We start from the raw sequence: 26,728 nt of genomic DNA, 5'->3' as shown, positions 1-26,728 counted from the left end.
CGCTGCGCGAGCGGACCCGATTATGTTCTCTGAATTTCTGCAATATCTGTTTACCGGTATCACCATCGGTGCGATTTACGCCCTGATCGCTTTGGGCTTTACCCTTATTTATAACGCCAGTCATGTTATCAACTTCGCCCAGGGCGAATTTTTGATGATTGGTGGTATGGCGACCGTGTCCTTAACGGCCATGGGTGTGCCGATGTTGCTTGCCATCGTGTTGGCGGTTGCTCTTGCCGGTCTTATGGGTATTGCCCTGCAGCGCCTGGCGATTGCACCGGCAAAAGATGCAAACGTTGTCACGCTGATCATTATTACCATCGGCGCGTCTATTTTTATCCGTGGTCTGGCTCAATTAGTCTGGGGCAAAAAGTACCACGTGATGCCTAACTTCAGCGGCGACGAACCGATTGAAGTATTTGGCGCTGTACTGAACAGTCAAAGTCTGTGGGTGCTGGGCGTGGGTGCGGTGCTGGTCGCGGTATTGGTGTATTTCTTCACCCGCACCATGACGGGCAAAGCGATTCTTGCCACTTCCATGAACAAAGACGCCGCCCGCCTGGTGGGTATTCGCACCCAGATGGTGCTGATGCTGGCGTTCATGGTGTCTGCACTGCTGGGTTCAATCGCCGGCATTGTGGTCGCTCCTATTACGTTCACTTCTTACGATATTGGCATCATCCTTGGTTTGAAAGGCTTTGTGGCAGCGGCCATTGGCGGCCTGGGCAGTGGTGTGGGCGCCGTTGTGGGTGGTTTGGCGTTGGGCGTGGTTGAGGCCATGGCCGCGGGCTATCTGTCGTCTGATTACAAAGACGCGGTGGCCTTCTCGATGATTCTGCTGGTGTTGTTCTTCATGCCCCGGGGCCTGTTTGGCGCCAAAGTTGTGGAGCGGGTGTGATGATCGTGAAACTCTCTGAATTCCGTTTGAAGGGCTTGGTGTTTTTGGCCATTGTGGTTTTTGCTTTGCCTTTGTTCATTTCCAACCCGTTTCATTACAGCCTGGCCACGCAAATCGCGTTGATTGCCGGTGCCGTGGTGGGGCTTAACCTGCTAGTAGGCTTTGCCGGCCAAATCAGCCTGGGGCATGCTGGCTTTTTTGGTCTGGGTGCCTATTTCAGCGCGATCATGACCAGTCATTATGGCTGGTCTGCCATACCGGCGCTGATTGTTGGCGCTTTTGGTGTGGGCATTATTGCCTGGGTGGTCGGCCGCCCGATTCTGCGCCTGAAAGGCCATTACCTATCTATGGCAACCCTCGCCGTGGGCTTCATTATTGCCATCATTTTGAATAATGAGCGGGAGATGACGGGTGGGCCGGATGGTATGCCGGTGCCTGCCTTTGATGTGTTTGGCTGGGAGCTTAGCCCATTTGGCCAATACTCCCTGTTTGGCATGGATATCAGCGGTGATCTGGCCTGGTACCTTTTTGCAGGCGTGGTGCTGTTGGTCGCCGTCTGGCTGGCACAGAACCTGATTGACTCGCCTATCGGTCGCGCCTTGCGCTCGGTACACGGCTCAGAGGTGGCAGCCAGCGTGGTGGGCGTTAACACCACGAAGTACAAGAGCCTGGTGTTTGTTATCTCGGCGGTTTACGCCAGCGTAATGGGTGCGCTTTACGCGCATTTTCAGGGCTTTATAACGCCCGCGGTGGCAGGTTTTGAGTTTTCCATTTTGTTGATCACGATGGTGGTGCTGGGTGGCATGGGGTCGACCATAGGGGTAATCATTGGCGCTGTGGTGCTGGAGTTACTGCCGCAAGTGCTGGCCGATTTTCAAGAGTTTGAGATGGTGCTGTTTGGTTTGATTCTGATGCTGACGATGATTTTCATGCCCAAAGGGCTGCTTCCAACGGTGGCTAATTTCCTGGCAAAACGACGCTCAAAGTCCGCCGGAGGTGACGCATGACGGCTCTGGTGGAAGTGAATGACCTGTCCAAGGCGTTTGGCGGTGTGCATGCTGTAGAAGGCGTGAGCTTCGCGGTAGACGCGGGACAAGTGTATTCGGTGATTGGGCCGAATGGCGCTGGCAAAACCACGCTGTTCAACCTGATTACCGGTCTGTATACGCCCACGGGGGGCGACGTAAAGCTGAACGGCGAAAGCATCGCGAAACTGGAGCCCAGCCAGCTCGCAGAGCGGGGTATGTGTCGCACTTTTCAGCAGATGCAGATTTGCATGAATATGTCGGCGATTGAAAACGTGATGCTGGGCCGTCACCTGACCCTGAAAAGCAATCTGCTGACCACGCTTTTCCGCTTGCCGGCGCTGACCCGGGGTGAAAAAGCCGCCCACGCCAAATCCGCCGAACTGATGGAGTTTGTGGGTTGTGGCGAGTACATCAATGCCGAGGCTTCGGCAATGCCTTACGGTGCGCTGAAACGACTGGAGATTGCCCGCGCGTTGGCGGCAGAGCCGAAAATTATCCTTCTGGATGAGCCTGCAGCCGGTTTGAACGCGGTGGAAACCACGGCACTGGAGGATCTGATCCGCAAAATTGCCGAGCAGGGCATTACCGTGATGTTGGTAGAGCACGACATGAAGCTGGTAATGAACATTTCCGACCGTTTACTGGTACTTAATTACGGGCGCGTGCTGGCGGAAGGTTCACCGGAGCAGATTCGTGCCAATCCGGACGTAATTGCAGCTTACTTGGGCGGTTAAACGGAGCGAGGAATAATGACAATGACACAAACACCGACCAACACGGCGCCTGAAGACAGTTTCAGTGTGCAGGCCATCAGTACCATCGTGCAGGAACACCAGGCCCTGTGGCGCATACTGGATTTGCTGGACCAGCTTCAGCACGATATGAACATCAACGAACAGCAGCCTGATGAGACCCTGTTCAACAACATTTTCGATTACGTACAGCACTTCGCACGGCGCGTACACAGCTCCCCCGCTGAGATAATTCTGTATCGATTGCTGGGAGAAAAGTCGCCGGAAACCAAGCCGCTGCTAGACAAGCTCGCTCATGGTTACGTGATTGGTGACCAGAAAATCAACGAGCTGCGTCATCTGTTGATGGTGTGCATGGAGCGCTGGCCCGACGGCCGTGAGGAATTTAGCCATGCGCTGGCACGGTTTACTGAAGCCTTGCGCAAGCACATTAAAAAAGAGGAAGGCGTTGTTATCCCGCGGGCGCGCAAGCTCCTCAGTGAGGACGACTGGCGCCTGATTACCGAATCCCGTGATCAGGCCAATGATCCGCTGTTTGGCGAGCGGGTGCGGGATGAGTTCCGTGAGCTCCGGCACCGTATCGTAAGCTACACACCGGAGCGCCTGGGTGGCCTGGGGTTGCGTCACGCGCCACGCCGAACTGCGCAGCACGTTGCCGAGGAGATGCTCACGATCAAGGGCCTGAAGACCTCCTACGGCCAGATTGAAGCACTCCATGGCGTTGATATCCGCATCAACAGCGGTGAGATTGTGTCACTGGTGGGCGCCAACGGTGCCGGCAAGTCCACATTGCTGATGACCATTTCCGGGCTGCAACCGACAGACGCCGGCAGCATCACCTTTGAAGGCAAAGATCTGCTAAAGATACCGACCGATCAGCGGGTTGCCAACGGCATCGTGCAGGTGCCTGAAGGCCGCCAGGTGTTCAAAGATCTGAGCGTTGAAGATAACTTGCTATTGGGCGCTTATACCCGTGGCCGTAGCCCCGAAGTGGAAGACGACATCGAGCGCATGTACGAGAAGTTTCCCATACTGCGCCAGAAACGCCGCAACCTGGCGGGCGAACTTTCTGGCGGCCAGCAGCAGATGCTGGCCATGGGCCGGGCGCTGATGGCAAAGCCCAGACTGTTGCTGCTAGACGAGCCCAGCATGGGGCTTGCACCGCTGATTATTGAAGAAATTTTCAATATCATCAAAGAGCTCAAAAACGAAGGCATGACCATCTTTTTGGTAGAGCAGAACGCCTCCCAGGCGCTGGCGCTGGCCGATCGAGGCTATGTACTGGAAACGGGCCGCGTAGTGGTGGAAGGTTCTGGCCGTGAGTTGTTGAGCAACGAGAAAGTGCGCGAGGCTTATCTGGGTATGTAAGGCCCTGACCAGCCGGCCAGAATAGGAATATACACGACCATTAGCAGCACGCTGATCAACCCCAGCAAGTAAGGGATGATTGCCCGAGTGATTCGCTCCAAAGGCAACTGCGTGATTGAGGAGGCCACATAAAGGTTGATCGCTACCGGTGGGGTGATCATTCCGATCGCCAACCCGACCACGATGATCAGGCCAAAGTGAATCGGGTCAATGCCCAGTTGAAGCACCAGCGGCAGCAAAACCGGCGTTAGAATAATCAATGCGCTGGCCGTCTCGAGAAATACACCGGTCAGCAGGATTATGCCTACCACTAACAGCATGATCACGTAAGGGTTGGTGGAGATAGACAGCACCGCTTCAGCAATAGCGCCGGGCACCTGCCAGCTGGATAGCGTCCAGCTCAGCACCGCCGAGGTGGCGATCACAAGCATGATCACTGAGGTGGTAATCGCCGAGCGAATCAAGATGCGATACACATCGCTTAGCTTGAGGTCACGGTAAATGAACAGCGAGACCAGCAACGCGTAGTTGACAGCCACCACCGCGGCTTCACTGGGCGTAAAGATTCCCGAGAATATGCCCCCCAGAATGATGACGGGCGTCATCAGTCCCCAACTCGCGCTTTTTAATGTGCGCCAGATGGTGGCCAGGGAGAAAGGCGTGCCTTTGGGATACTGGCGCTTGTAGGCTTGGGTAATGGCAATTGCCATCAGCCCCAGCCCCATGGCTAGCCCTGGCAAAAAGCCGTTCAGGAACAGCTCAGATACCGATTGCTGGGCAATCACTGCATAAATAATCATGGGCACGGACGGCGGGATGACCACTCCGATGGTACCGCTTGCGGCAATCAGGCTGGCAGCAGACGCGGGGTCATAACCTTTTTTGCGTAACTCCGGCACCAGACTTGCTCCCACCGCCGCTGTGGTCGCCGCCCCGGAGCCTGAAATTGCAGCGAAGAACATCCCTGCCATCACCGAAACTATCGATAAGCCTCCCCGTAGAAAGCCGAACAAAGAGTTGGCAAAATTGACGAGCCTCTCGCTTACCTTGCCTTGAGCCATCAGGTCGCCGGCCAGTATGAACATGGGAATGGCCACCAAGGCAAAAGAATTGATGCCCTGAAACATCTGCTGGGTAACCACCATCAAAGGGACCCCAGCCTGGCTGAGCGCGATCATGGTGCTGGCACCTATCGCCAGGGCAATAGGTATACCCAGTAGCATGAGCCCGAAGAACAGCCCAAACAGTAGCAGCGTCATGGAACGGGTTCCTCACGACGCTCGCCATCTATTAAAAGCTCCAATAGATCGACCAAAGCGTACCAACTCATCACGGCCGCGCAGAGCGGAATCACGGCGTAAACGTAGGTCATGGAGAGCCTTAAGGAAGCAGATTTCTGAAAGCTCTGAACTTGCATGTAACGATAGCCGATCACCACCAGTGCCACCATAAAAGCCAATACCGCCAGGGTGCCGGCAATGCGCGCGGCTTGTCGCAGGCGCACGGGCAGGGCGTCTACGGCAAATGTTACGGCGATGTGCCGGCCACGCTGAAAAGCCAGGGTGCCTGCAAAAAAAGTGATCCACACCAACAGAAAACGAGCGACTTCTTCGGTCCAGCCGACTGCGCTGAACATCACTCGGGAGATAATCTGCAGGGTAATCACCCCAATCAGCGCCGCCATGCCCGCAAACACCAAGGGCTGGATGATCGCATCCAGCCCTTGCTCAATTCGCTTTAGTGGCTTTAAAAGCGATTGGGTTGTGATGGTCACTTACTTGAGCGCCTCCAGAATACGTGGCAGGTAATCATCGAACTTCTCACCGTACTTTGCATAGACCGGCACCACGGCGGCTTGAAAAGCCTTTATATCTGGAGTGTCGTTAATCTGCATGCCGGCTTCGCGCAGTTCGGCCAATTGCTGGGATTCCATCTCGGCGTTTACCCGGCGCTCATGTTCGGCGGCTTCCTGGGCTGCCTGGACGACCACAGCCTGTGCCGCTTCTGGAAGCTTATTCCAGACCGGCAGACCCATCACGAAGATGGCCGGGGCGTAGGTATGCCGCGAGAGGGTCATATAATCCTGGGTTTCGTAGAGTTTGAAGGAATGAATGACATTGGCGGGATTTTCTTGTCCATCAATGGTGCCCTGCTGCATGGCGGTCAAGGCTTCCGTCCACGCCATCGGAATGGCGTTGGCACCCAATGCGCGGAAGGTGTCCACATACACCGGATTTTCCATTACGCGAATACGCAGGCCTTTCATGTCTTCTGGTGTGTTGACCGGGCGCTCGCTGTTGGTCAAATTACGAAAGCCGCGTTCGGCGTAGGCCAGGCCTTTCAGGTTGACCTCGGAAAGCTTGTCGAGCAGTTCCTGACCAATGGGGCCGTCGAGCACATCGTAAGCGGCTTGCGGTGAAGGAAACAAAAACGGCAGCTCAAAAACCGCCATTTCTTCGACAAAGTTAGCGACCGGGCCGTTGGTGATCACGCCCATATCAACGGTGCCAATTTGCATGCCTTCCAGCAGGGTGCGCTCGTCACCTAGCGAAGCGTTAGGATAAAGTTCAATGTTCACCGCACCTTCGGTTCGCTCTGCTACCAAATCCTGAAATTTGACGGCTGCAATATGAAAGCCATCCTGTTCATTGACCACGTGAGCCAAGCGCAGAGTAATCGGATCCATGTTGGTAAATTCAGACGCAAAAGCCGTAGCGGCCAGCGACAGGGAAAGGCCAAGCACCAGTGTATTCAACGCGAGTTTTTTCATTGTAGTTTTCCTCAAGTGATGAAGCATCCGAAAGGATGTGCCAGAGCGGCGCAGTTTAAAGCCCAGCGTCCAATGATACAAAAAAACCGCCAGAGCTGAACGCTGCTGGCGGTTTTTTTATGGCCGGATAAGCTACTCCGGCTTTTTCGCAACCAGGGTCAAAATGTCGTAGCTGGCAACCAGCACGTCGTCTTGATTGGTGACCTGAACATCCCACACCACCACGCCTTGTGGATGGCCATCTGGTGACATCCGGCCCTGATCAATCTTGCGCTTACAGGTCAGGCGGGCACGAATGGTATCGCCCGGTGCTACCGGTTCGATAAAGCGCAGGGTGTCCAGGCCGTAGTTCGCCAACACCGGGCCTTCACCCGGATACACGAACAAGCCTGCAGCAGCAGATAGCACAAAATAGCCGTGGGCAATGCGCTTGCCGAACTGGCTTTCGCGGGCCGCGATTTCATCAAAGTGCATGTAGAAGTGGTCGCCGGACAAACAGCCGAAGTTCACCAGATCTGCTTCGGTGACGGTACGGCGGTGTGTTAGCAGTGATTCACAAATCTGCAGGTCTTCGAAGTGACGGCGGAACGGATGCACGTCGTTTTCAATCAGTTTGGCACCGCGAACGTATTCGCCGGTGACCGCCGCCAGCATGGTGGGCGAGCCCTGAATAGCCGTGCGCTGCAGGTAGTGATGCACCGCGCGAATGCCACCGAGTTCTTCACCACCACCAGCGCGGCCCGGGCCGCCGTGTTTCAGCATAGGCAGGGGAGAACCGTGCCCCGTGGATTCTTTGGCTGCTTCCGCATCCAGCAGGTGCAGGCGGCCGTGATAGGCGGCCAGTGCCGGTGCCAGTTTGGCAATGATCGCCGGGTCACGGGTGGTGACTGTGGTCACCAATGAGCCGCGGCCCTTGGCGACCAGTTCCACCATGTCATCCAGGGTATCGTAAGGAATAATGGTAGCAACCGGGCCGAAGGCCTCGATGTCGTGGGCACCACAACCGTTTTCCGGGTTACGGCACACCAGCAGATGCGGTTCGATGAACGCGCCTTTGTCGGTGCCCGGGCCGGTGGGTTTGAAGCTACCGTCTCCGCCCATCACCAGTTCGCTGGTTTTCAGCAGTTCCTGGATGTTGGCTTTCACGTCTTCCAGTTGATCCATGGACGCCAGAGCACCCATGCGCACGCCTTCAACGGAAGGGTCGCCGACGGTAATCTTCGACAGCCGTTCTGTAAGCTTATTGCACACGGCTTGCACTTGGTTTTGTGGAACCATAACCCGGCGAATCGCGGTGCACTTCTGGCCGGCTTTAGCGGTCATTTCGCGGCCGATTTCACGTACAAACAGATCGAATTCTTCGTGTTCCGGGGTAACATCCGGGGCCAGAACCGCGCTGTTCAGCGAGTCGGCTTCGGCGTTGAACGGAATCGAGCGCTGGACGATGTTCGGGTGGTTACGCAACATGCGTGCGGTTTTTGCCGAACCGGTAAAAGTCACCACATCCTGCTCCTGCAGGTGCTCGAACAGGTCGCCGGTGCTGCCAATGATCAGCTGCAGGCTGCCCTCTGGCAACGCACCGGATTCGTGCATCAGGCGCACGGCCAGTTCGGTTACGTAGCAAGTGGAGGTGGCCGGCTTAACAATGGAAGGCATGCCCGCCAAAAAGGTTGGCGCAAACTTTTCCAGCATGCCCCACACCGGGAAGTTGTAGGCGTCGATGTGCAGCGCAACACCACCACGGGGCACCAGAATGTGGGTGCCGGCGAAGTGGTTGTTCTTGCCCAACTGCGTTACCGGGCCTTCGTGCACTACGTTGCCAGACGGCAGCTCGCGGCGGCCCATACTGGCGTAGGAAAACATAGTGCCAAAGCCGCCGTCGATGTCGAAGCCGTTATCCGCTTTGCTGGAACCGGTGTGCATAGACAACGCGTACAGCTCTTTCTTGTGCTCCTGCAGGTACATCGCCATGGCTTTGAGCGCCAGAGCACGTTCCTGGAAATCCATGGCCAGCAGGTTTTTGCCACCGACTTTGCGGCCGTATTCCGCGGCTTCTTTGAAGTCCAGGGTGTCGTCGTGCGTGTGCGCCACAATCTCGCCGTTGATGGCGCTGGGAAGGGCTTTGGCCTGCCGTTCACCAACCCACTTACCGGCAATAAAGCTTTTAAGAACTGACATGTAAGAAAACTCCAGAATTACATTTCGTCGTAGTCAAGAACGACCTTGTCGCTAACGGGGTAGCACTGGCATGACAGCACATAGCCTGCGGCCACTTCGTAATCTTCCAGCGCAAAGTTCTGGTCCATTTCCACTTCGCCCTCAATGACCTTGGCGCGGCAGGTTGAACACACGCCGGCCTGGCACGAGTAGGGCAGGTCGGCGCCTTCGTCGTTGCCTGCCTGAAGAATGCTCTTGGTATCGCGCACCAGATCGAAGGTCAGGGAGCGGCCATCGGCTTTTACCGTAACAACGCTGACAGCTTGCAGGTCGACTTTGGTTTCAGCGCGGTCTTTGCGTGCCTTGGGCACGCCACCAACAGGCGTAAAGAGTTCGTAATGAACTTTCGCTTTTTCCATGCCGTGGCGTACCAGTGAATCGCTCACGGTTTCGGTCATCATCTGGGGGCCGCAAAGGAAGGCAGCGGTCAAGTTCCTGGCGTCGATCCAATGGTCGAACAACCGGTCGCACTTGTCTGAATCAATGCGGCCGTTGTAAAGATCAATGTCCTGTTCTTCACGGGTGAAGATGTACACCAGATTGAAACGGGTCATGTGTTCGTTTTTAAGATCCTGGAGCTGGTCACGGAACATAGTGCTGCTGGTGCCCTTGTTACCGTAGAACAGGGTGAACTCGCTTCTGGGCTCGGTTTCCAGAGTGGTTTTAATAATGGACAGAATAGGCGTGATGCCACTGCCGGCGGCGACCGCCAGGTAGTCGCCTTTCCGCTCTGGGTCCAGCTCAACGGAGAAATGGCCCTGCGGCGGCATAACGTCCAGAACGGATCCGGGCTTCAGCAGGTCGTTAGCGAAACTGGAAAATACGCCACCGGGTACACGTTTGATGGCAATACGCAGTTCTTGATCGTTCACACTGGAACAGATGGAGTAGGTGCGGCGCACTTCTTCGCCATCAACTGTGGTGCGCACCACCAAGTGCTGGCCCTGCTTGTACTTGAACTTTTCGGCCCCTTCAGCGGGCAGCTCAAAGCACAGGGATACGGCGTTTCTTGTTTCCGGCCTGACCTCTTTGAGGGCCAGTGAGTAGAATTTATTCATGGCGTATCGGCTCTATATGCATTTGAAATAGTCGAAGGGTTCAAGGCAGTCGCGGCAGCGGTAAAGCGCCTTGCAGGCTGTAGAACCGAATTCGCTGACTCGTTCGGTGTGCTTACTGTCACAAAACGGGCAGGTGATGACTTCGTTAGCGCCCAGCAGGCTCATTTTGCTGGCATTACCCTGGGGCGGTGCTATGCCATATACCCGGAGTTTTTCCCGGCCCACGTCCGTTATCCAGTCTGTACTCCAGGCTGGGGTTAGCACGCGATTAATGTGCGGGTCGCAGATGCCAACGGCGCGCAGGGCTTCGGTAATCAGTTCTTCGATCAGCTCGGTGGCGGGGCAGCCGGAGTAGGTAGGCGTGACATCAATACTCAGATGTTTGCCATCCCAACTCAGTCTGCGCACGATGCCCAGCTCTAATACGCTGACGGCAGGCACTTCCGGATCTTTGACGTTATCCAGCAGCGCCCAGATTGCGTCTTCTGTCAGCAGTTCGGGGTGGGCGTTGGCCGGTACCCGGTCGCTGGCAATCAGTAGGTTTACAGATGATGGTTCACGTTCATTCACCGGATGTGCTCCCTTTAACAAAAAGATCTACCAGGTGGTCGCATCCGGGTAGGCGCGAGGCAAAAACTGCATCTCGGCCAGGATAAGCCCCAGGTGTTCGGTGTGAACGCCGCTTTTGCCGCCCATGTACATCCAGGCGTCTTCCGCACCGGTTTTCAGGGTGGCTTGGGCCGCGACTTCACGCACCATGCCGAACCAGTCTTGCTTCAGTTTCTCTGGATCCGGGCCAATGCCGGCCTTGAACATGGCGTGATCGGTATCGTCCGGGGTTACCAGTTCGCCGGTGAAGCGCCATAGCAGATCAAACGCTTCCTGAATGCGGCGGTGGCTTTCTTCAGTCCCGTCACCCATGCGCTTGACCCACTCTGACGAGCGGCGCAAGTGATAGGTGGCTTCTTTGACCGCCTTCGCAGCGATGTTGGCAATGCGCTCATCGCTGGCATCTACCAGGCTTTTCAAGGTGAAGTAGTGCCATACGTCGAAGAAAAACTGGCGCGCCATGGTGACCGCGTAGTCTTCATTCGGCTGTTCTACCAGCAGTAGATTGCGATAGTCCAGAGCATCCCGCAGGAAGCACAGTTTGTCGGCGTCACGGCCGTCGTCGATCAGTTCGGCGGCGTACTCGTACCAGTTACGCGCCTGGCCGACCAAGTCGAGCCCGACGTTCATTACGGCCATTTCTTCTTCTATCGCCGGCGCTTTTCCACACAGTTCGCAAAGGCGCTGGCTTAGAATCATGTCGGAATCCGCCAGGCGGATCAGGTAATCCTGCAGAGCTTTTTGTTCAGTCATGGGTCGCTCCTCACATGTGCCCGACTTCGTCTGGCAGTTTGTAGAAAGACGCGTGCCGATACACTTTGTCTTCTGCCGGATCGAACAGGATCTCTTTCTCGTCTGAAGCAGAGGCCGTGATGGTGTCAGAAGGAACCACCCATATGCTCACCCCTTCGCTGCGACGGGTGTACAGGTCGCGAGCGTTTTCCATGGCCATTTCATTGTCAGCAGCGTGCACGCTGCCCACATGTTTGTGGTTAAGGCCATGCTTGCTGCGCACGAAAACTTCGTAAAGGCGCCATTCAGACATAGTTACTCTCCTGTTTGCGCGCCTGTTTAAGCGGCTGCGCGTTGTTTTTGTTTTGCGGCGTAGGCAACGGCGGCTTCACGTACCCAAGTGCCTTCGTCTATGGCTTTGCGGCGTGTGGAAATGCGTTCACGGTTACACGGGCCATCGCCCTTGAGTACGTCGTAAAACTCTTTCCAGTCAATGGCGCCGAAGTCGTAATGACCGGTTTCTTCGTTCCACTTTAGGTCTGGATCGGGTGCGGTGCAGCCGAGGAACTCCAGCTGTGGAATGGTCTGGTCAATGAACATCTGGCGCAGTTCGTCGTTACTCTTGCGCTTGATCTTCCAGACCATGGACTGCTGGGAGTTGGGGGATTCGTCGTCGTGCGGGCCAAACATCATCAGCGCCGGCCACCACAGGCGATTGATGGCATCCTGCACCATGTCTTTCTGGGCCTGAGTGCCTTCACGCATCATGTCCAGCAGAATCTGGAAGCCCTGACGCTGGTGGAAGCTCTCTTCTTTACAGATCCGCACCATGGCACGGGAGTAGGGGCCATAGGATGTGCGCTGCAGAACCACCTGGTTCACGATAGCCGCGCCATCCACAAGCCAACCCACGGCGCCCATATCAGCCCAGTTAAGGGTTGGGTAGTTGAAAATGCTCGAGTACTTGGCTTTGCCATCGTGCAGCTTCTGAACTTCCTCATCGCGGTCCGCGCCCAAGGTTTCCATAGCGCTGTACAGGTAAAGGCCATGGCCCGCTTCGTCCTGAATTTTGGCCATCAGTTGCAGCTTGCGCTTGAGGGTAGGCGCGCGGGTAAGCCAGTTGCCTTCCGGCAGCATGCCGACAATTTCCGAATGGGCGTGCTGGGAGATCTGGCGAACCAGGGTTTTCCGGTAGGCGTCCGGCATCCAGTTTTTGGCTTCGATTTTGGTTTCGGCGTCTATTTTGTCCTGAAAGTCCCGCTCTTCGGGGGACATCTCTTCACGGGTCTTAAGGCGCTTGGTACCGGTGTCAACGAGCTGTGCGTACATAACTCTCTCCGAATCTGTCTTGTTGGTCTGTTGTAGTTGATCAGCAATGCTCCGCGACGAATCACGGGCTATGTCTTCATACTATATGATACTGGATAAAATTCAAGCTTGAATATCCTGTATCATGTTAAAGCATTAAAGCTCTAAGTATCTGAATCTGCTAGCTAAAGTGTCAGACGATACGTTGTAGCTTTTAGATCATTATTTAAACAACAAAATTTAAATGACGAGCGCGATGCGTCGCCTAAACATCCGTGTCAGTCTTTACGCCGGTCGAACACACGTTTTGCTTTGCCTTCCGAGCGGTTGATGCTTCCTGCGTCCTGCACGTCTATTTTGGTGCTGATACCAATATACGATTTGATTTGGTGGGCCAGTTCTTTGGCCGTGTGTTCTTTAACATTCTCGCCTTCTGCGCCAGCTTTCAGTTCTACCCGAACATCTACGCAGTCCAAATTGCCTTTTTTGTACACCTCGATTTCGTAATGAGGCGACAGGGCGCGGCATTTCAATACCTGCTCTTCAATCTGGCTGGGGAATACGTTAACCCCGCGAATAATCAGCATGTCGTCGCTGCGGCCGGTGATTCTGTCAATGCGGCGCATGGGGCGCGCGGTGCCGGGCAGCAGGCGGGTAAGGTCGCGAGTGCGGTAGCGCAGTACCGGCATGGCCACTTTGGTGAGCGAGGTGAACACCAGTTCGCCGTATTCGCCGTCAGGCAACACTTCGCCGGTTTCCGGGTTAACAATTTCCGGGTAGAAGTGGTCTTCCCAGATGGTGGGGCCGTCTTTGGTTTCCAGGCATTCCATACCCACACCCGGGCCCATCACTTCAGACAGGCCGTAGATATCCAGCGCTTGAATACCCAGGCGGTCTTCCAGCTCTGTGCGCATTTCGTTGGTCCAGGGCTCGGCACCGAAAATGCCCAGTCGTAATGGCAGCTTTTTTAGATCAATGCCCTGGCGGTCAATTTCGTCAGCAATGTTCAGCATATAAGAAGGCGTGACCATAATGATGTCAGGCTCAAAGTCGGCGATCAGCTGAACTTGTTTCTCGGTTTGTCCGCCCGACATGGGAATAACGGTGCAGCCGAGACGCTCGGCGCCGTAGTGGGCACCCAAGCCGCCTGTGAACAGGCCGTAGCCGTAGGCGATGTGAATCTTGTCGCCGGCATGGCCGCCACCGGCACGAATGGAGCGGGCTACTATGTCAGACCAGGTTTCAATGTCGCTTTGGGTGTAGCCCACAACGGTGGGTTTGCCGGTGGTGCCGCTGGAGGCGTGTACGCGAACAACTTTGCGCATGGGCACAGCGAACATCTTGAACGGATAGTTATTCCGCAGGTCCTCTTTTCCGGTGAACGGAATCCTGGCGATGTCTTCCAAACTGTTGATGTCCATCGGCTTCAGGCCAATGGCATCAAACGCATTGCGGTAATGAGGCACGTTCGTATAAGCGTGCCAAACACTCCATCGCAGGCGCTGCAGCTGTTCGTGGCGAAGTTCGTCCACGCTGGCAGTTTCCATCCGGTCCAGTTTTCCGACTCTTTGCATGGGTAGGTCCATCATCTTTTCCTGTGTTGTTCTTGTTGCCCCGGTTTGCTACCGGATTAGCTTCAGTTTTTGTGCGCGGCGCGCGCGTTTGCGCGCCGGATACATCAGTCGGCGCTGTCTACGCGTTCGATAATGATTGCAATGCCCTGGCCCACACCAATGCACATAGTGCACAGAGCGTAGCGGGCTTTCTGGCCCTGCCGGTGGCGGAGTTCCAGTTCATTCATCGCGGTGGTAACAAGGCGCGCGCCGCTCATACCCAGCGGGTGGCCCAAGGCGATGGCACCGCCATTGGGATTAATGTGTTCGGCGTCGTCCGGCAGGCCCAGGTCGCGCAGTACCGCGAGAGCCTGGGCGGCAAAAGCTTCGTTCAGCTCGATCACGTCTATGTCAGCCAGTTCCAGGCCTGCGGTTTTCAGCACTTTGCGGGTGGCGGGTGCGGGCCCCATGCCCATAATTCGCGGTTCAACGCCGGCGGTTGCCATGGCTATAACGCGGGCACGGGGTTTCAGATTGTATTTTTTTAGGGCCTCGCCGCTGGCCAGCAGCAGGGCGCAGGCGCCGTCGTTTACGCCAGAGGCGTTGCCGGCGGTTACGCTGCCGCCCTCGCGGAACGGTGTGGCCAGGCTGGCGAGTTTTTCCAGGCTGGTGGCGCGCGGGTGCTCATCGGTATCCACCACCAGCGGGTCTTGCTTGCGGCGGGGAATGCTGACAGGCACGATTTCACAATCAAAACGCCCCGCCTGTTGAGCCGCTGCGGTGCGCTGTTGGCTGCGCAGGGCGAAGGCATCTTGGTCTGCCCGTGAAATGTTGAAGTCGGCGGCCACGTTCTCGGCAGTTTCTGGCATTGAGTCAACGCCGTACTGTTTTTTCAACAGAGGATTTACAAAGCGCCAGCCGATGGTGGTGTCGAAGATTTCGGCTGCACGGCTGAACGCGGAGTCGGCTTTGCCCATCACAAAAGGTGCGCGCGACATGGATTCCACCCCGCCAGCCAGCATCAGCTGGGCTTCGCCGGTGCGCAGGGCACGGGCGGCACTGCCGATGGCATCCATGCCTGATCCGCACAGGCGGTTAATGGTGGTGCCCGGTACGTCTACCGGCAAACCTGCCAGCAGCAGTGACATGCGTGCTACGTCACGGTTGTCTTCACCGGCCTGGTTGGCGCAGCCATACAGCACGTCGTCTATGGCGGCCCAATCCAGGTTCGGATAGCGGTCTTTCAGGGCTTTAATGGGTATGGCGCCCAGATCGTCGGCGCGCACGGCGGCCAGAGCGCCACCGTAGCGGCCAACGGGGGTGCGAACAGCGTCAACAATGTAGGCGTCTTGTAGGGGTTTATTATGGCTCATTGATTATTCTCCGACTGGATGACTTCGCCGCGTACCTGGTAGGACTTGCCGCGGAAAAGGGCCACCACATGGCCGTTCTGATTGGTGATGGTTATGTCGTACACGCCGGTGCGATTGCCGCGGGACTGCTCAACCGCGCTGGCGGTCAGCAAGTCGCCTTCGCGGGCGCCCAGCATGTAATCGATGGAGCAGCCGGATGCTACGGTGGCCTTGTTGTAGCTGTTACAGGCAAACGCAAAGGCAGAATCCGCCAGGGTGAACAGATAGCCACCGTGGCAGGAGCCGTGGCCCTGAATCATGATGCTGCTCACGGGCATGGTAACGGTGGCTTTGCCGGGGGAAACCTGGGTGATTTCCATACCCAGATTGCGGCTGGCTTCGTCCCGCTGGTACATGGCGTCGGCACAGCTTTGTGCCAACTGCTGCGGGGTTTGTGTGTTCGGTTGGTTGCTCATGAATAGAACCCTTTTTCGGCGAAACGATTTTGCCGCAGCAGCAAGGCTGGCCGGTAGCGCTCTTCGCCGTAGCTCTGCTGGATGTGTGTCAGTACGGTATGCACCAGGCTGAACCCAAGGTTGTCACTCCAGCGCAGAGGGCCTTCCGGGTAGTTCAGGCCGGCTTTCATGGCAAGGTCAATATCGCCAATAGACGCTACACCCTGCAGCGCGGCATCTGCGGCTTCATTGGCCAGGGTAGCCACTGTGCGCATAACAACCAGGCCTGGCCGGTCGGCAATCTGGCTGACTGCCAGGCCGGCCTTTTGCAACAGGGCGCAGGCATCGGTTCTGGCTTGCTCAGACGCCTGCGCAGCAACCGCAATGGCAAGGCGGGTGGTGTTGGCGTAATCAAACGCCAGGTCGAGCAGTACCAGATTGTTGCAGACTTCGTTCGCCGCGCGTTCGGTGGCCATACGGCCATCAGTTAATGCCAGCACGGCATCGCCAAATCGCAGGCGGCCGGGGCCATCGCGTTCTATGATGTTCAAGCCGCTGGCAGCCAGTCGTTTTACCAACGGTGCCAGCGGGCCGGGGTCGCCTTCTACAATCAAGGTATCGGCAGCGGAGTTGGCTTTTTCGGCGGTGGCAGGCAGGGGTTTTTGCGCACCCTCGGCGTAGTTGTAAAAGCCCTGGCCGGTCTTGCGGCCTAAACGGCCGGCGTCAACCAGATCTTTCTGCACCAGCGAAGGTAAAAAGCGGGTGTCCTGATAATAGGAGTTGAACACCGAGGAGGTCACTGCGTAATTGACATCGTGCCCGATCAGGTCTGTCAGCTCGAACGCGCCCATTCGGAAACCGCCGGCCTCGCGTATGATGGCGTCCAGGGTGGCGCTGTCTGTTGTCTGTTCTTGAAGCAGCCGCAGGCTTTCTGCGTAAAACGGCCGTGCGACTCTATTCACAATAAAGCCGGGGGTAGACGTTGCGGTTACGGGTTTCTTACCCCATTGGGCCGCCGTGGCGTAAACGCATTGGGCAACGTCATCGCTGGTGGCCAGGCCTTTGACCACTTCCACCAGTGCCATCAAAGGCGCCGGATTAAAAAAGTGCATGCCTACCAAGCGTGAGGGGTGCTTCATTTTTGCGCCCAGTGCCGTTACCGAGATGGACGACGTATTGGTGGCCAGAATGGTGTCGTCGCCGCAGACTTTCTCAAGGCTGGTCAGTAAGCTGCGCTTGATGTCCAGGTCTTCAATGATGGCTTCGATGACCAGGCCGGCGCTGGCAAGATCGTCGAGTTCGTTAACCGGCGTAATGCGGTTGATGAGGGCATCCAACGCGGACTGCTCCATCTTTCCTTTATCTACCCGACGCTGAAGTTGTTTAACGATGCTTTGACGGCCTGCTTCGGCAGCACCTTCCCGTTGGTCAAGCAAAAACACTTGGTGGCCCGCCTGCGCGGCTACCTGAGCAATGCCGGAGCCCATGGCGCCAGCGCCGATAACGGCAACAGGAGTGTTTGTGGCAAGTGGCTGCATGGTTTATTTTCCTGTGAATTTGGGGGCGCGTTTTTCCGTGAAGGCGGAAACGCCTTCACGGTAATCATCGCTGCGGCCGGCCAGGCGCTGCAGATCACGCTCGACCAATGCCTGTTCTTCAAACGTATTATTGGCGCTCGCGTGCAGGGCCCGCTTGATCATTGCCAGGCCTTTGGTGGGCTGAGTGGCGAAATGGCGGGCCAGCTTCATGGCTTCATCTTGTAGGGCATCGTCTTCTACGCACTGCCAGATCATGCCCCACTGTTCCGCTTTTTCGGCGCTCAGTTTTCCACCCAATAAGGCCAGGCCTTTGGCACGAGCCATTCCGACCGCGCGCGGCAGGGTCCAGGTACCGCCGCAGTCGGGAATAAGTCCTATTTTGCAAAAGGCCTGAACAAAGTTGGCGGAACGAGCCGCAAGTGTGATGTCGCAGGCCAGCGCGATATTTGCGCCGGCGCCCGCGGCTACGCCATTAACGGCACAGATGACCGGCATAGGCAGGTCCCGCAGGGCTTGCAGTAACGGGTTGTAGTACTGTTCGATGGATATACCCAAGTCCGGTACTTGCGCGCCCGGTTTGACGGTGCGGTCAGACAGGTCTTGGCCGGCGCAGAAACCCCGGCCGTTACCGGTCAACAGCATTACCCGCACAGAGGCATCGTTGCGAATGCTTTTGAGCGCGGCGCGCATCTGTTTGTGCATCTCAACGTTAAAGCTATTAAGGCTGTCTGGGCGGTTCAGGGTAACTTTGGCGATCCCCTGGTCAATATCGAGAAGCACGCTCTGCTCGGTCATGGAATAGTCCTTTTCGTAGCTTTGGCGCCCGTGTGTAATCGGGCAGTTGATCGTTGTTTGATCGTTGTTTGAGCGAGATCAGCGTCCGCTGAACTGGGGCTTGCGCTTGTTGCGAAACGCATCCAGACCTTCGCGGCGGTCTTCTGTTGCGGCCAGAATGGTAAACGCGTGACGCTCAAATCGCAGGCCGGCAGCAAGGTCCATATCTGCACCGCGGCGCACCGACTCGCGCGCCAGCTGCACCGCAATAGGGCCTTTGGAAGCAATCGTGGTGGCGATCGCCATGGCGCGTTCAACCGTAAGTTCCGGTTGGCAGATTTCGGTGATTAAACCGGCTGCGAGGGCTCTTTGGGCGCCGATAGCTTCCCCGGTGAGAACCATCTGCATCGCCAATGATTGCCCCACCGCTCGCACCAGGCGCTGGGTCCCGCCGGCGCCGGGCATAATGCCGAGGTTGATTTCAGGTTGACCAAACTGGGCGTTGGTGCCGGCAATAAGAATGTCGCCCCGCATTGCGAGCTCACAGCCGCCACCCAGGCAGAACCCGTTCACGGCGATAATCAGCGGTTTAACAAAGCGGTCGATGCGCGCCCAGTGCTGGACACGGGGGTCTTCCAGCATTCCAACAACATCGCGGGAGGCCATCTCGTTGATATCGGCACCGGCGGCAAACGCTCGCTCACTCCCGGTAATAACGACGGCTTTGGTTTCAGGGTCGGTTTCTGCAATATCGAGTTGTTCGCTCAGCGCCTCGAGCAGTGCGGTATTGAGCGCATTGAGAGCTTCGGGACGATTAAGTGTTAGAAGGCGAACGCCGTTACTTGGCCCTTCTGATAGCAGTATCTGCGGCATCATTATGGTCTCGGTATTTCATTATTTTTGATTTGCCAGAACCTGAGCCTGTAGCTGTCGGGCGGTTCTTTACAGCGGTGTTTTACCTTGTTTGTTTTAACGAAAGAGTATAGGTTTTAATTGATACCGGTCAAGGGTGAAGATGATGAATTTTTGTATCACGTTTCATTTATCGGTGTCGTGGTATCCACAGATTTCTGATTTTTATGCGTATTCTGTGTTTCGGCTTTCGCTATCAGCGCTTGTAAAATAAACATTGGCGTTCAGGTGAGTGTGTTTTTTATTCGCGGCATGTTTTGATACATAAAATAGTATGTAAGTTAAAAACAACGACTTTGTGAGGGTAGTTTTATGCCGTGTTACCAAATTGACGGGGTTACGCCAGTGGTGCACCCATCCGCATACGTTCATCCAACGGCGGTGCTTATAGGCGACGTACACGTGGGTGCGAGTTGTTACGTTGGCCCCTGTGCATCTTTACGTGGCGACTTCGGTCGCATTGTTATGGAGGCAGGCTCGAACTTGCAGGACAGTTGCGTTGTTCACGCGTTTCCGGGCCGAGACGCGATTGTTCGTCGTAATGGTCACGTGGGACACGGCGCAATATTGCACGGCTGCACCATTGAAGAGGACGCAATGGTGGGTATGAATAGCGTTATAATGGACGAGGCTGTTATTGCAGCACGCTCTATTGTAGGAGCATGCGCTTTTGTAAAAGCGGGTTTCGAGTGTGAGCCAGCCTCATTGATTGTGGGGTCGCCGGCCAAAGTGCTGCGGCAGTTGAGTGATAAAGAAGTGGGCTGGAAGCAAAGCGGTACACGCGAGTATCAGGCGTTAACCGAGCGTTGCCTGGAAACCATCAAAGAATGTGCGCCCTTGGTTGAAATTGATGAAGACCGGCCTCAGCTGAGAGTGGGTTCGCACAGCTTGAAAGACCGGTGAATTCGTAAATAACTCGAGAGCCTATGCCCCAACCATCACAGCACCTGAAAACCACCACTTTCGCCTTTCTGGATCTTGAAACCACCGGCGGCAGCGTGGCTACTGATCGCATCACTGAAATCGGCATCCAGTTCTGGCGAGCAGGTGAATGTGTGGGCCAGTGGCAAACCCTGGTCAATCCGAAAACCCGCATTTCACCCTTCATTGAACAGTTGACCGGCATATCCAATGCCATGGTGGCGGATGCCCCTCTGTTTGAGGACATTGCTGACGAGCTGGAGCAACGCCTGGACGGCGTGGTGTTTGTGGCCCATAACGCGCGCTTCGATTACGGTTTTGTGAAAGGCGAATTTCGCCGGCTGGGGCGAATGTTTGTGGCCAAAGTGTTGTGTACGGTGAAGCTGTCGCGCCGGCTATACCCGGAGTTTCGGCGCCATAATATGGACGCGCTGATTGAGCGCCATGGCTTGCAACAGGTGCAGCGCCACCGGGCGATGGGAGACGTTGCTGCTATGCTCGGATTTTTTGAGCATGCCTTGGCGCAGCAAGGCGAAGACACGTTGGAAACCGCCATAGGCGAGTTGCTACAGCGGCCGAGCATTCCCTCCCACCTGCCTTTAGACACATTGCAGGAACTGCCTCGCGGGCCCGGTGTTTATAGGTTTTACGGCGAGAACGATGCGCTCTTGTACGTGGGCAAAAGCACCAACATCGCGCAGCGGGTGGCCTCGCACTTTTCCGGCGATCACAATTCAACCCGCGGTGTGCGAATTTCCGAAAGCCTGCGCCGTGTTGACTGGACCGAAACCGCCGGCGAGCTGGGGGCGTTGTTGCTGGAGTTGAAGCAGATCAAAGGTCTGAAGCCGTTGTTCAACCGACGCTCGCGGGCGGCCAAGAATCTGGTGAGCATAGAGCTGACCACAAACGCCCAAGGCTATCTGCAAGCGCGGCTGATACGGGAAATAGACCCTGGCCGGCTGGGCGACTATTACGGCCTGTTTCGCAGCAAACGCGACGCCGAGCGGGCGTTAGCGGGTATTGCTGCAAAAAACGAACTGTGCAATCGCCTGTTAGGCCTGGAACCAGAGCACAGCGGCCCCTGTTTTCAGCGTGCGCTTGGCCGCTGCCAGGGTGCCTGCGAAGGCCGCGAAGATCCTCTGCGTTATAATTTGCGCATGCAAATTGCGTTTCACAGCCTGCGCCTGCAAACCTGGCCATGGAAAGGGCCGGTGGCGATTATCGAGCGCAACGAAATCAGCCATAAAACCGACGTGCTGGTGGTGTACAACTGGGTGCACGTTGCCACGGTTCACGATGACCATGAACTGGATTCGCTGTCGCTGGGCGGTCAGGCGGTCAATTTTGATCTGGATTCTTACAAACTTCTGGCCAAAGCCCTGTTGGGTAAAGACAGCGGGCAATTCCGTATACAGCCGCTGCCGGCTTTAGCGCAGCCTGATGTGCTGATGCCGTAACCGGCGTAGTATTATTTCAGCCGTGTATTCGTGCTAACTTATGCGTTAGTTAATTGCGAATACCATCGAGAGAACCAATGAACAAAGACCGTGTATCCCGCGAGTTGTTTGACGACGTTATGGTGCCCAATTACGCCCCCGGAACGATTGTGCCGGTGTGCGGGAAAGGGTCGCGAATATGGGATCAGGAAGGTCGCGAATTCATCGACCTGCAAGGCGGTATTGCGGTTAACTGCCTGGGCCATTCGCACCCTGGCCTGCTGAGCGCGCTGCAAGAGCAGAGCCAGAAAATCTGGCACCTGTCTAATGTGATGACCAACGAACCCGCGTTGCGGCTGGCCAAAACCTTGTGTGACCACACCTTCGCCGAGCGTGTGTTTTTTGCCAACTCCGGCGCCGAAGCCAACGAAGCTGCCTTTAAGCTGGTGCGGCGTTACGCCTGGGAACACACAGGTGCTGAAAAACATGAAATCATCGCGTTCAAAAATGCGTTTCATGGCCGCACCCTGTTTACCGTTAGCGTAGGTGGCCAACCCAAGTATCTGGAAGGGTTCGAGCCTGCACCTGGCGGCATTCAGCACGCCGAGTTTAACGACCTGGAATCGGTAAAAAAACGGATCTCCAAAGAAAAAACCTGCGCAATTGTGGTTGAGCCCATTCAGGGTGAGGGCGGTGTGATGCCGGCCACAAAAGAGTTTTTGCAAGGCCTGCGGCAGTTGTGCGACGAGAACGACGCGCTGCTGGTGTTTGACGAAGTGCAAAGCGGAGCAGGGCGCACCGGTTACGTCTTCGCTTACGAAATGTATGACGTGGTGCCAGACATTCTAACCAGCGCCAAAGGTTTGGGTGGCGGCTTCCCGGTAGCCGCTATGCTGACCACCGCAAAGGTCGCGGCCAGTTTGCCAGTTGGCACACACGGCAGTACTTATGGTGGTAACGCGCTGGCTTGTGCCGTGGCGCAAAAAGTCATGGACACCATTACCCAGCCTGAAATTCTGAAAGGTGTGAAGTTACGATCTGATCACCTGCGCAAAGGCATGATGGACATCGGCGAGCGTTATGGCGTGTTCAGTGAAGTGCGCGGCGCCGGCTTGTTGCTGGGTTGCGTGTTAACCGAAAAATGGCAGGGCAGGGCGAAAGACTTTCTTAATGCCGGTCTGGACGAAGGTGTGATGGTATTAATAGCGGGCGCCAACGTGGTGCGCCTGGCGCCGTCGCTGATTATTCCGGAAGCCGATATAGACGAAGCCCTGAAACGTTTTGAAGCTGCCGTGCAGAAACTCACCGCCTAATCAAACAATGCGGAGGTCCTATGTGGTTGGTGCGCCCGGTAACAGCGGAAGATATCGAGCCCGTACTGGCTTTCGCCGAGACGCACACGCGGGCGCTGCCCTCTACGCTGCCCCGTGAGCGCGAGGCGCTGGCGGGCCGGATAAAAGATTCCTGCGCTGTGTTCGCCGGCGAACACAGCGCAAAGCACCCGGCGCGATTTTTGTTTGTGTTGGAACAAGTGAACAGTTATGAAATAAAAGGCGTTGCCGGTATTGATGCCCGTGCCGGCAATGGTCAACCTTTCTACAATTACCGCCGCGACGAGCTGATTCACGCTTCCCACGAATTGGGTATCTCCCGGCGGGTGGAAGCGCTTTACCCATCCCACTCCCTGACCGATTGCACCCTGTTGTGTTCTCTGGTGATCGCCGAGGAACTTCGCGGCACCCAGGCATTCGAACTGCTTTCCCGTGCGCGTTTACTGTTTATAGCGGGCCATAGAGAGTGGTTTGCGGCGCGCACCGTGGTAGAGCTGCAAGGCATACAGCACAGCGACGGCACTGTGCCATTCTGGGACAGCCTGGGCCGGCACTTTTTTAATATGGATTTTGCCACCGCCGACCGGCACTCCGCGCAGCTGAGCAAAACGTTTATTGCCGAGCTGATGCCGCCCAACCCCATTTATGTAACTCTGCTCAGCGAAGCCGCGCAGCAGGCTCTGGGCGAAGCCCATCCGGCAACGGTCGGCAATCTGGAGCTGTTACAAAGAGAAGGCTTTAGTGCCGGCCACTACGTGGATATTTTTGACGGTGGTCCGGTGTTTGAAGCGCGCACCGACAGCCTGCACAGTATTGCGGCCAGCCGCCGAAAAATTCTTCGCGGCAGCGTCGATGCTGACGGCCCGTTATGGTTATTGGCGGCAGGCGAAGGCCAGCGCTTTTGTTGCACGCTGACCCCGGTTGGGGAAATGCTGGACGCCGCCTTGAAAGTTCCGATAGACACCTGGCGCCGCCTGGGTGGCAACACCGGTGACAGCGTGCGCGGATTGCCATTATGAGCACCCTTGTGAGTGTCATTGTGAACGCCGTCATGAGTGCCATTTATTAATGGAGAGCTGCGACCATGCTGCTGATACGCCCATTGGCTGATCGCGACCTTGATGCCCTGTACGCCATGGCGGAACAGGCGGGCAAGGGCCTGACCTCGCTGCCGGCAGACCGTGGCCTGTTGCAGAAGAAAATCGATCTGGCGGGAAACAGTTTTAACCAGCGTTGCGCCCCCGAAGCGGCGCTGTATCTGTTTGCTCTTGAAGACACCACAACAGGCCAAGCGGTCGGAATAAGCGGTATACAGGCCAGAGTTGGCCGCGATGAGGTGTTTTACAACTATCGCCTGAGCGTTACCGTGAATGCCTCGCGGGAGCTGGGTGTACACGTGCGAACGCCAACGCTGCAACTGTCCAATGACATGACCGACGTAAGCGAAATTTGCTCGCTGTTGCTGGCGGATACCCACAAAGGCGGTGGCAACGGCCTGCTGCTGTCCCGCTGCCGATTTTTGTTTCTGGACGACTTTCGCAAACAGTTCTCTGAGAAAATCTTCGCGGAAATGCGGGGTGTGAGTGATGCCGAGGGCAATAACCCGCTGTGGGACGCTTTGGGCAGCAAGTTTTTTGATATGGCGTTCAGCGAAGCCGACCGTCTGTCTGGCATGGGCAATAAATCTTTTATTGCCGAGTTGATGCCGAAATATCCGATTTATCTGTCGATGCTGCCAAGCACCGCCCGCTCGGTGATTGGCTGCGTGCACGCTAATACGGCGCCGGCGTTGAATATGCTCCAGGCGGAGGGTTTTAATTTCAACGGGCTGGTGGATATTTTTGACGGAGGCCCGGTGGTGGAAACATTTATCGACAATATCCGCACGGTACGCGAAGCGGTTGAGCGCACGGTCACCATTACTGACACACCGGTGGCCACCGACGTGCCCGTTACCGATCGCGTTATTGTGGCTAACCGTTCGATGCGACATTTCCGTGCGACCACACTGCCGCTTACCTGCGTAGACGCCGACACCATTGCGTTGCCGCAAGACGTTGCTGCAGCACTTCAGGTTCAGGCCGGCGACACAGTGCGCCTGGCGCCTTTGAAAGACAGCGGCCCGCTGCCCATACATTCATTAAAAGCCCCCCAATAGCGAACACACATTGTTTAAGTGAGGTGCAAAACCATGATCAACCTGACAGGTGAACTGTTCATTGATGGCCTTTGGCACGTCGGCCACGGCGATGAATTTGAATCCCTGCACCCGGTAACGGACGAAACGATCTGGAACGGCAGCGCCGCTGGCATAGAAGACGTAGACGCAGCCGTGCGCGCCGCCCACAAAAGCTTCCGTGTATGGCGCAACACCCGCTTTGATGAGCGCCTTGGCATTGTAAAAGCCTTTGGGGAATTGCTTGAAGACAACAAAGAGGCCTTAGCCACATTAATAGGCAGGGAAACCGGCAAGCCGCTGTGGGAGTCGCGCACCGAAGTTGCGGCGATGATCGGTAAAATCGGTATTTCAGAACAGGCTTACAACGAGCGCACCGGCACCCGTGAATCTGAGGTGGCCGCTGGCCATGCGGTGCTGCGCCACCGGCCCCACGGTGTGGTCGCGGTATTTGGCCCCTACAACTTCCCCGGGCATCTGCCTAACGGCCACATTGTGCCCGCTTTGCTGGCGGGTAATACGGTGATTTTCAAACCCAGCGAACTGACCCCGGCGGTGGCTGAACTCACGGTACGCCTGTGGCAAAACGCCGGGCTGCCAGACGGCGTGATCAACCTGGTGCAAGGCGCCGCCGCGACTGGAAAAGGACTGGCCGCGCACCCGGGGCTGGATGGCCTGTTCTTTACCGGCAGTTCCGCCGTGGGCCATCGCTTGCACGAACAGCATGGCGGCCAGCCGGAGAAAATTCTAGCGCTGGAAATGGGCGGTAACAATCCGTTGATTGTGCAGAATGTAAGCGACGTGGACGCCGCCGTGCACCACACCATTCACTCGGCGTTTATATCCGCCGGCCAGCGTTGCACCTGCGCCCGCCGCCTGCTGGTACCGAAAGGCAGCAAAGGCGATTTGTTCCTTGAGCGTTTGGTGGACGTAAGCGACCGGTTGTCGGTGGCTGAATTTGACGCCGAGCCCCAGCCCTTTATGGGCGCTGTTATCTCGCCCGCGGCGGCAGAGAAATTGCTGGCAGCGCAGGCGCAGATGGTTGAGCAGGGCGCAAAAATACTGTTGGAAATGAAGCAGCTTAAAGCCGGTACCGGTCTGTTATCGCCTGGCATAATAGACGCTACCGGTCTGGAATTGGAGGATGGCGAGCACTTTGGGCCATTACTGACCGTATATCGTTACAAGAGCTTTGAGGATGCTCTGGAACTGGCCAATAACACCCACTTTGGCTTGGCGGCGGGTATTTTGACGGACGACAAAAAACTGTACCAGCGCCTGCTGGAAGAAACTCGAGCCGGGATTGTGAATTGGAATAAGCCGTTAACCGGCGCCAGCAGTGCAGCGCCCTTCGGTGGCATTGGAACCAGTGGCAACCACCGCGCCAGCGCTTATTACGCAGCGGACTATTGCGCCTGGCCCATGGCGTCGCTAGAAGCCAACGCTAGCGAGCTGCCAGGCACTCTGGCACCAGGGCTTCACTTCGACTGATCCGGGTAGCACATCGACGTTTATTCAAGGCCCGTTCAGGGCCATCTGC

At 56.4% G+C, this 26,728-nt stretch carries 25 protein-coding genes and 1 pseudogene; 11 read left to right on the top strand and 15 right to left on the bottom strand.

Annotation, left to right across the window (positions count from 1 at the left end; translation table 11 throughout):
• The first annotated feature begins 22 nt into the window (after positions 1-22).
• From A3OI_RS0109840 to A3OI_RS23815, 5 genes and pseudogenes are all read left to right on the top strand, one after another.
• On the top strand, positions 23-898 hold the full coding sequence (locus tag A3OI_RS0109840; RefSeq protein ID WP_026224120.1) for a branched-chain amino acid ABC transporter permease: 876 nt from the start codon (positions 23-25) through the stop codon (positions 896-898).
• The gene (locus A3OI_RS0109835; protein WP_018404110.1) at positions 898-1,905 is read left to right on the top strand and encodes a branched-chain amino acid ABC transporter permease; all 1,008 of its coding nucleotides are present in this window, start codon (positions 898-900) and stop codon (positions 1,903-1,905) included. The genes A3OI_RS0109840 and A3OI_RS0109835 overlap by 1 nt, the downstream gene beginning before the upstream one ends.
• Complete coding sequence (locus A3OI_RS0109830) at positions 1,902-2,660, top strand: ABC transporter ATP-binding protein (RefSeq protein ID WP_018404109.1); 759 nt, start codon at positions 1,902-1,904, stop codon at positions 2,658-2,660. The genes A3OI_RS0109835 and A3OI_RS0109830 overlap by 4 nt, the downstream gene beginning before the upstream one ends.
• Before the next feature lie 15 nt (positions 2,661-2,675).
• Positions 2,676-3,131 (top strand): annotated as a pseudogene (locus A3OI_RS23820) (hemerythrin domain-containing protein); the annotation flags it as partial.
• A gap of 210 nt (positions 3,132-3,341) precedes the next feature.
• Positions 3,342-4,046, top strand: a complete 705-nt coding sequence (locus A3OI_RS23815; protein ID WP_007349343.1) for an ABC transporter ATP-binding protein — start codon at positions 3,342-3,344, stop codon at positions 4,044-4,046.
• Here A3OI_RS23815 and A3OI_RS0109820 read toward each other — a convergent pair.
• The 15 genes from A3OI_RS0109820 to paaF all read right to left on the bottom strand — a co-directional run bounded on the left by A3OI_RS0109820 (position 4,031) and on the right by paaF (position 19,285).
• Positions 4,031-5,305, bottom strand: coding sequence for a TRAP transporter large permease (locus tag A3OI_RS0109820; protein ID WP_018404107.1), 1,275 nt, complete (start codon positions 5,303-5,305; stop codon positions 4,031-4,033). The two genes, A3OI_RS23815 and A3OI_RS0109820, sit on opposite strands and share 16 nt — an antisense overlap.
• Entirely contained in the window at positions 5,302-5,820 is a 519-nt protein-coding gene (locus tag A3OI_RS0109815; protein WP_018404106.1) for a TRAP transporter small permease, read from the bottom strand. Before A3OI_RS0109815 ends, A3OI_RS0109820 begins: the two co-directional genes overlap by 4 nt.
• Entirely contained in the window at positions 5,821-6,816 is a 996-nt protein-coding gene (locus tag A3OI_RS0109810) for a TRAP transporter substrate-binding protein (RefSeq protein WP_018404105.1), read from the bottom strand.
• Positions 6,817-6,948: 132 nt separating this feature from the next.
• Entirely contained in the window at positions 6,949-8,994 is a 2,046-nt protein-coding gene (gene paaZ, locus A3OI_RS0109805; protein WP_018404104.1) for a phenylacetic acid degradation bifunctional protein PaaZ, read from the bottom strand.
• Between the two features lie 17 nt (positions 8,995-9,011).
• On the bottom strand, positions 9,012-10,091 hold the full coding sequence (paaE, locus tag A3OI_RS0109800; RefSeq protein ID WP_018404103.1) for a 1,2-phenylacetyl-CoA epoxidase subunit PaaE: 1,080 nt from the start codon (positions 10,089-10,091) through the stop codon (positions 9,012-9,014).
• A gap of 12 nt (positions 10,092-10,103) precedes the next feature.
• The gene (paaD, locus tag A3OI_RS0109795; protein ID WP_018404102.1) at positions 10,104-10,661 is read right to left on the bottom strand and encodes a 1,2-phenylacetyl-CoA epoxidase subunit PaaD; all 558 of its coding nucleotides are present in this window, start codon (positions 10,659-10,661) and stop codon (positions 10,104-10,106) included.
• A 27-nt stretch (positions 10,662-10,688) separates the two neighbouring features.
• Positions 10,689-11,453, bottom strand: a complete 765-nt coding sequence (gene paaC / locus A3OI_RS0109790; RefSeq protein WP_018404101.1) for a 1,2-phenylacetyl-CoA epoxidase subunit PaaC — start codon at positions 11,451-11,453, stop codon at positions 10,689-10,691.
• A 10-nt stretch (positions 11,454-11,463) separates the two neighbouring features.
• Positions 11,464-11,745, bottom strand: coding sequence for a 1,2-phenylacetyl-CoA epoxidase subunit PaaB (gene paaB, locus A3OI_RS0109785; protein ID WP_007349351.1), 282 nt, complete (start codon positions 11,743-11,745; stop codon positions 11,464-11,466).
• 26 nt (positions 11,746-11,771) lie between these two features.
• The gene (gene paaA, locus A3OI_RS0109780) at positions 11,772-12,761 is read right to left on the bottom strand and encodes a 1,2-phenylacetyl-CoA epoxidase subunit PaaA (protein WP_018404100.1); all 990 of its coding nucleotides are present in this window, start codon (positions 12,759-12,761) and stop codon (positions 11,772-11,774) included.
• A gap of 257 nt (positions 12,762-13,018) precedes the next feature.
• Positions 13,019-14,326, bottom strand: coding sequence for a phenylacetate--CoA ligase PaaK (gene paaK / locus A3OI_RS0109775; protein ID WP_018404099.1), 1,308 nt, complete (start codon positions 14,324-14,326; stop codon positions 13,019-13,021).
• 92 nt (positions 14,327-14,418) lie between these two features.
• Positions 14,419-15,666, bottom strand: a complete 1,248-nt coding sequence (pcaF, locus tag A3OI_RS0109770; protein ID WP_018404098.1) for a 3-oxoadipyl-CoA thiolase — start codon at positions 15,664-15,666, stop codon at positions 14,419-14,421.
• Positions 15,663-16,121 carry a hydroxyphenylacetyl-CoA thioesterase PaaI gene (gene paaI, locus A3OI_RS0109765; RefSeq protein WP_018404097.1) on the bottom strand — a complete coding sequence of 153 codons (459 nt, stop codon included), beginning with the start codon at positions 16,119-16,121 and terminating at the stop codon, positions 15,663-15,665. The genes pcaF and paaI overlap by 4 nt, the downstream gene beginning before the upstream one ends.
• Positions 16,118-17,638: a 3-hydroxyacyl-CoA dehydrogenase PaaH gene (gene paaH, locus A3OI_RS0109760; RefSeq protein ID WP_018404096.1), complete on the bottom strand. Its 1,521-nt coding sequence runs from the start codon at positions 17,636-17,638 to the stop codon at positions 16,118-16,120. Before paaH ends, paaI begins: the two co-directional genes overlap by 4 nt.
• Positions 17,639-17,641: 3 nt before the next feature.
• Positions 17,642-18,433 carry a 2-(1,2-epoxy-1,2-dihydrophenyl)acetyl-CoA isomerase PaaG gene (gene paaG / locus A3OI_RS0109755; RefSeq protein WP_018404095.1) on the bottom strand — a complete coding sequence of 264 codons (792 nt, stop codon included), beginning with the start codon at positions 18,431-18,433 and terminating at the stop codon, positions 17,642-17,644.
• Between the two features lie 78 nt (positions 18,434-18,511).
• Entirely contained in the window at positions 18,512-19,285 is a 774-nt protein-coding gene (paaF, locus tag A3OI_RS0109750; protein WP_026224119.1) for a 2,3-dehydroadipyl-CoA hydratase PaaF, read from the bottom strand.
• 351 nt (positions 19,286-19,636) lie between these two features.
• Between paaF and A3OI_RS0109745 the strand changes: the two genes are divergently transcribed.
• The 6 genes from A3OI_RS0109745 to astD all read left to right on the top strand — a co-directional run bounded on the left by A3OI_RS0109745 (position 19,637) and on the right by astD (position 26,679).
• Complete coding sequence (locus A3OI_RS0109745; RefSeq protein ID WP_026224118.1) at positions 19,637-20,227, top strand: phenylacetic acid degradation protein PaaY; 591 nt, start codon at positions 19,637-19,639, stop codon at positions 20,225-20,227.
• Between the two features lie 23 nt (positions 20,228-20,250).
• On the top strand, positions 20,251-21,702 hold the full coding sequence (locus A3OI_RS0109740; protein ID WP_018404092.1) for an exonuclease domain-containing protein: 1,452 nt from the start codon (positions 20,251-20,253) through the stop codon (positions 21,700-21,702).
• Between the two features lie 77 nt (positions 21,703-21,779).
• On the top strand, positions 21,780-22,994 hold the full coding sequence (locus A3OI_RS0109735; RefSeq protein ID WP_018404091.1) for an aspartate aminotransferase family protein: 1,215 nt from the start codon (positions 21,780-21,782) through the stop codon (positions 22,992-22,994).
• Positions 22,995-23,014: 20 nt separating this feature from the next.
• A complete protein-coding gene (locus A3OI_RS0109730; protein ID WP_018404090.1) occupies positions 23,015-24,031 on the top strand; it encodes an arginine N-succinyltransferase in 1,017 nt (338 codons plus the stop codon).
• Positions 24,032-24,096: 65 nt separating this feature from the next.
• Entirely contained in the window at positions 24,097-25,170 is a 1,074-nt protein-coding gene (astA, locus tag A3OI_RS0109725; RefSeq protein WP_018404089.1) for an arginine N-succinyltransferase, read from the top strand.
• Positions 25,171-25,203: 33 nt separating this feature from the next.
• Positions 25,204-26,679, top strand: a complete 1,476-nt coding sequence (gene astD, locus A3OI_RS0109720) for a succinylglutamate-semialdehyde dehydrogenase (RefSeq protein WP_018404088.1) — start codon at positions 25,204-25,206, stop codon at positions 26,677-26,679.
• Positions 26,680-26,728: the final 49 nt, after the last annotated feature.

This window comes from Marinobacter gelidimuriae, from assembly GCF_000372805.1.
GTDB lineage: Bacteria > Pseudomonadota > Gammaproteobacteria > Pseudomonadales > Oleiphilaceae > Marinobacter > Marinobacter gelidimuriae.
Note: the sequence above shows the minus strand (reverse complement) of the source record. Positions and strands in the feature narration are given on the sequence as shown.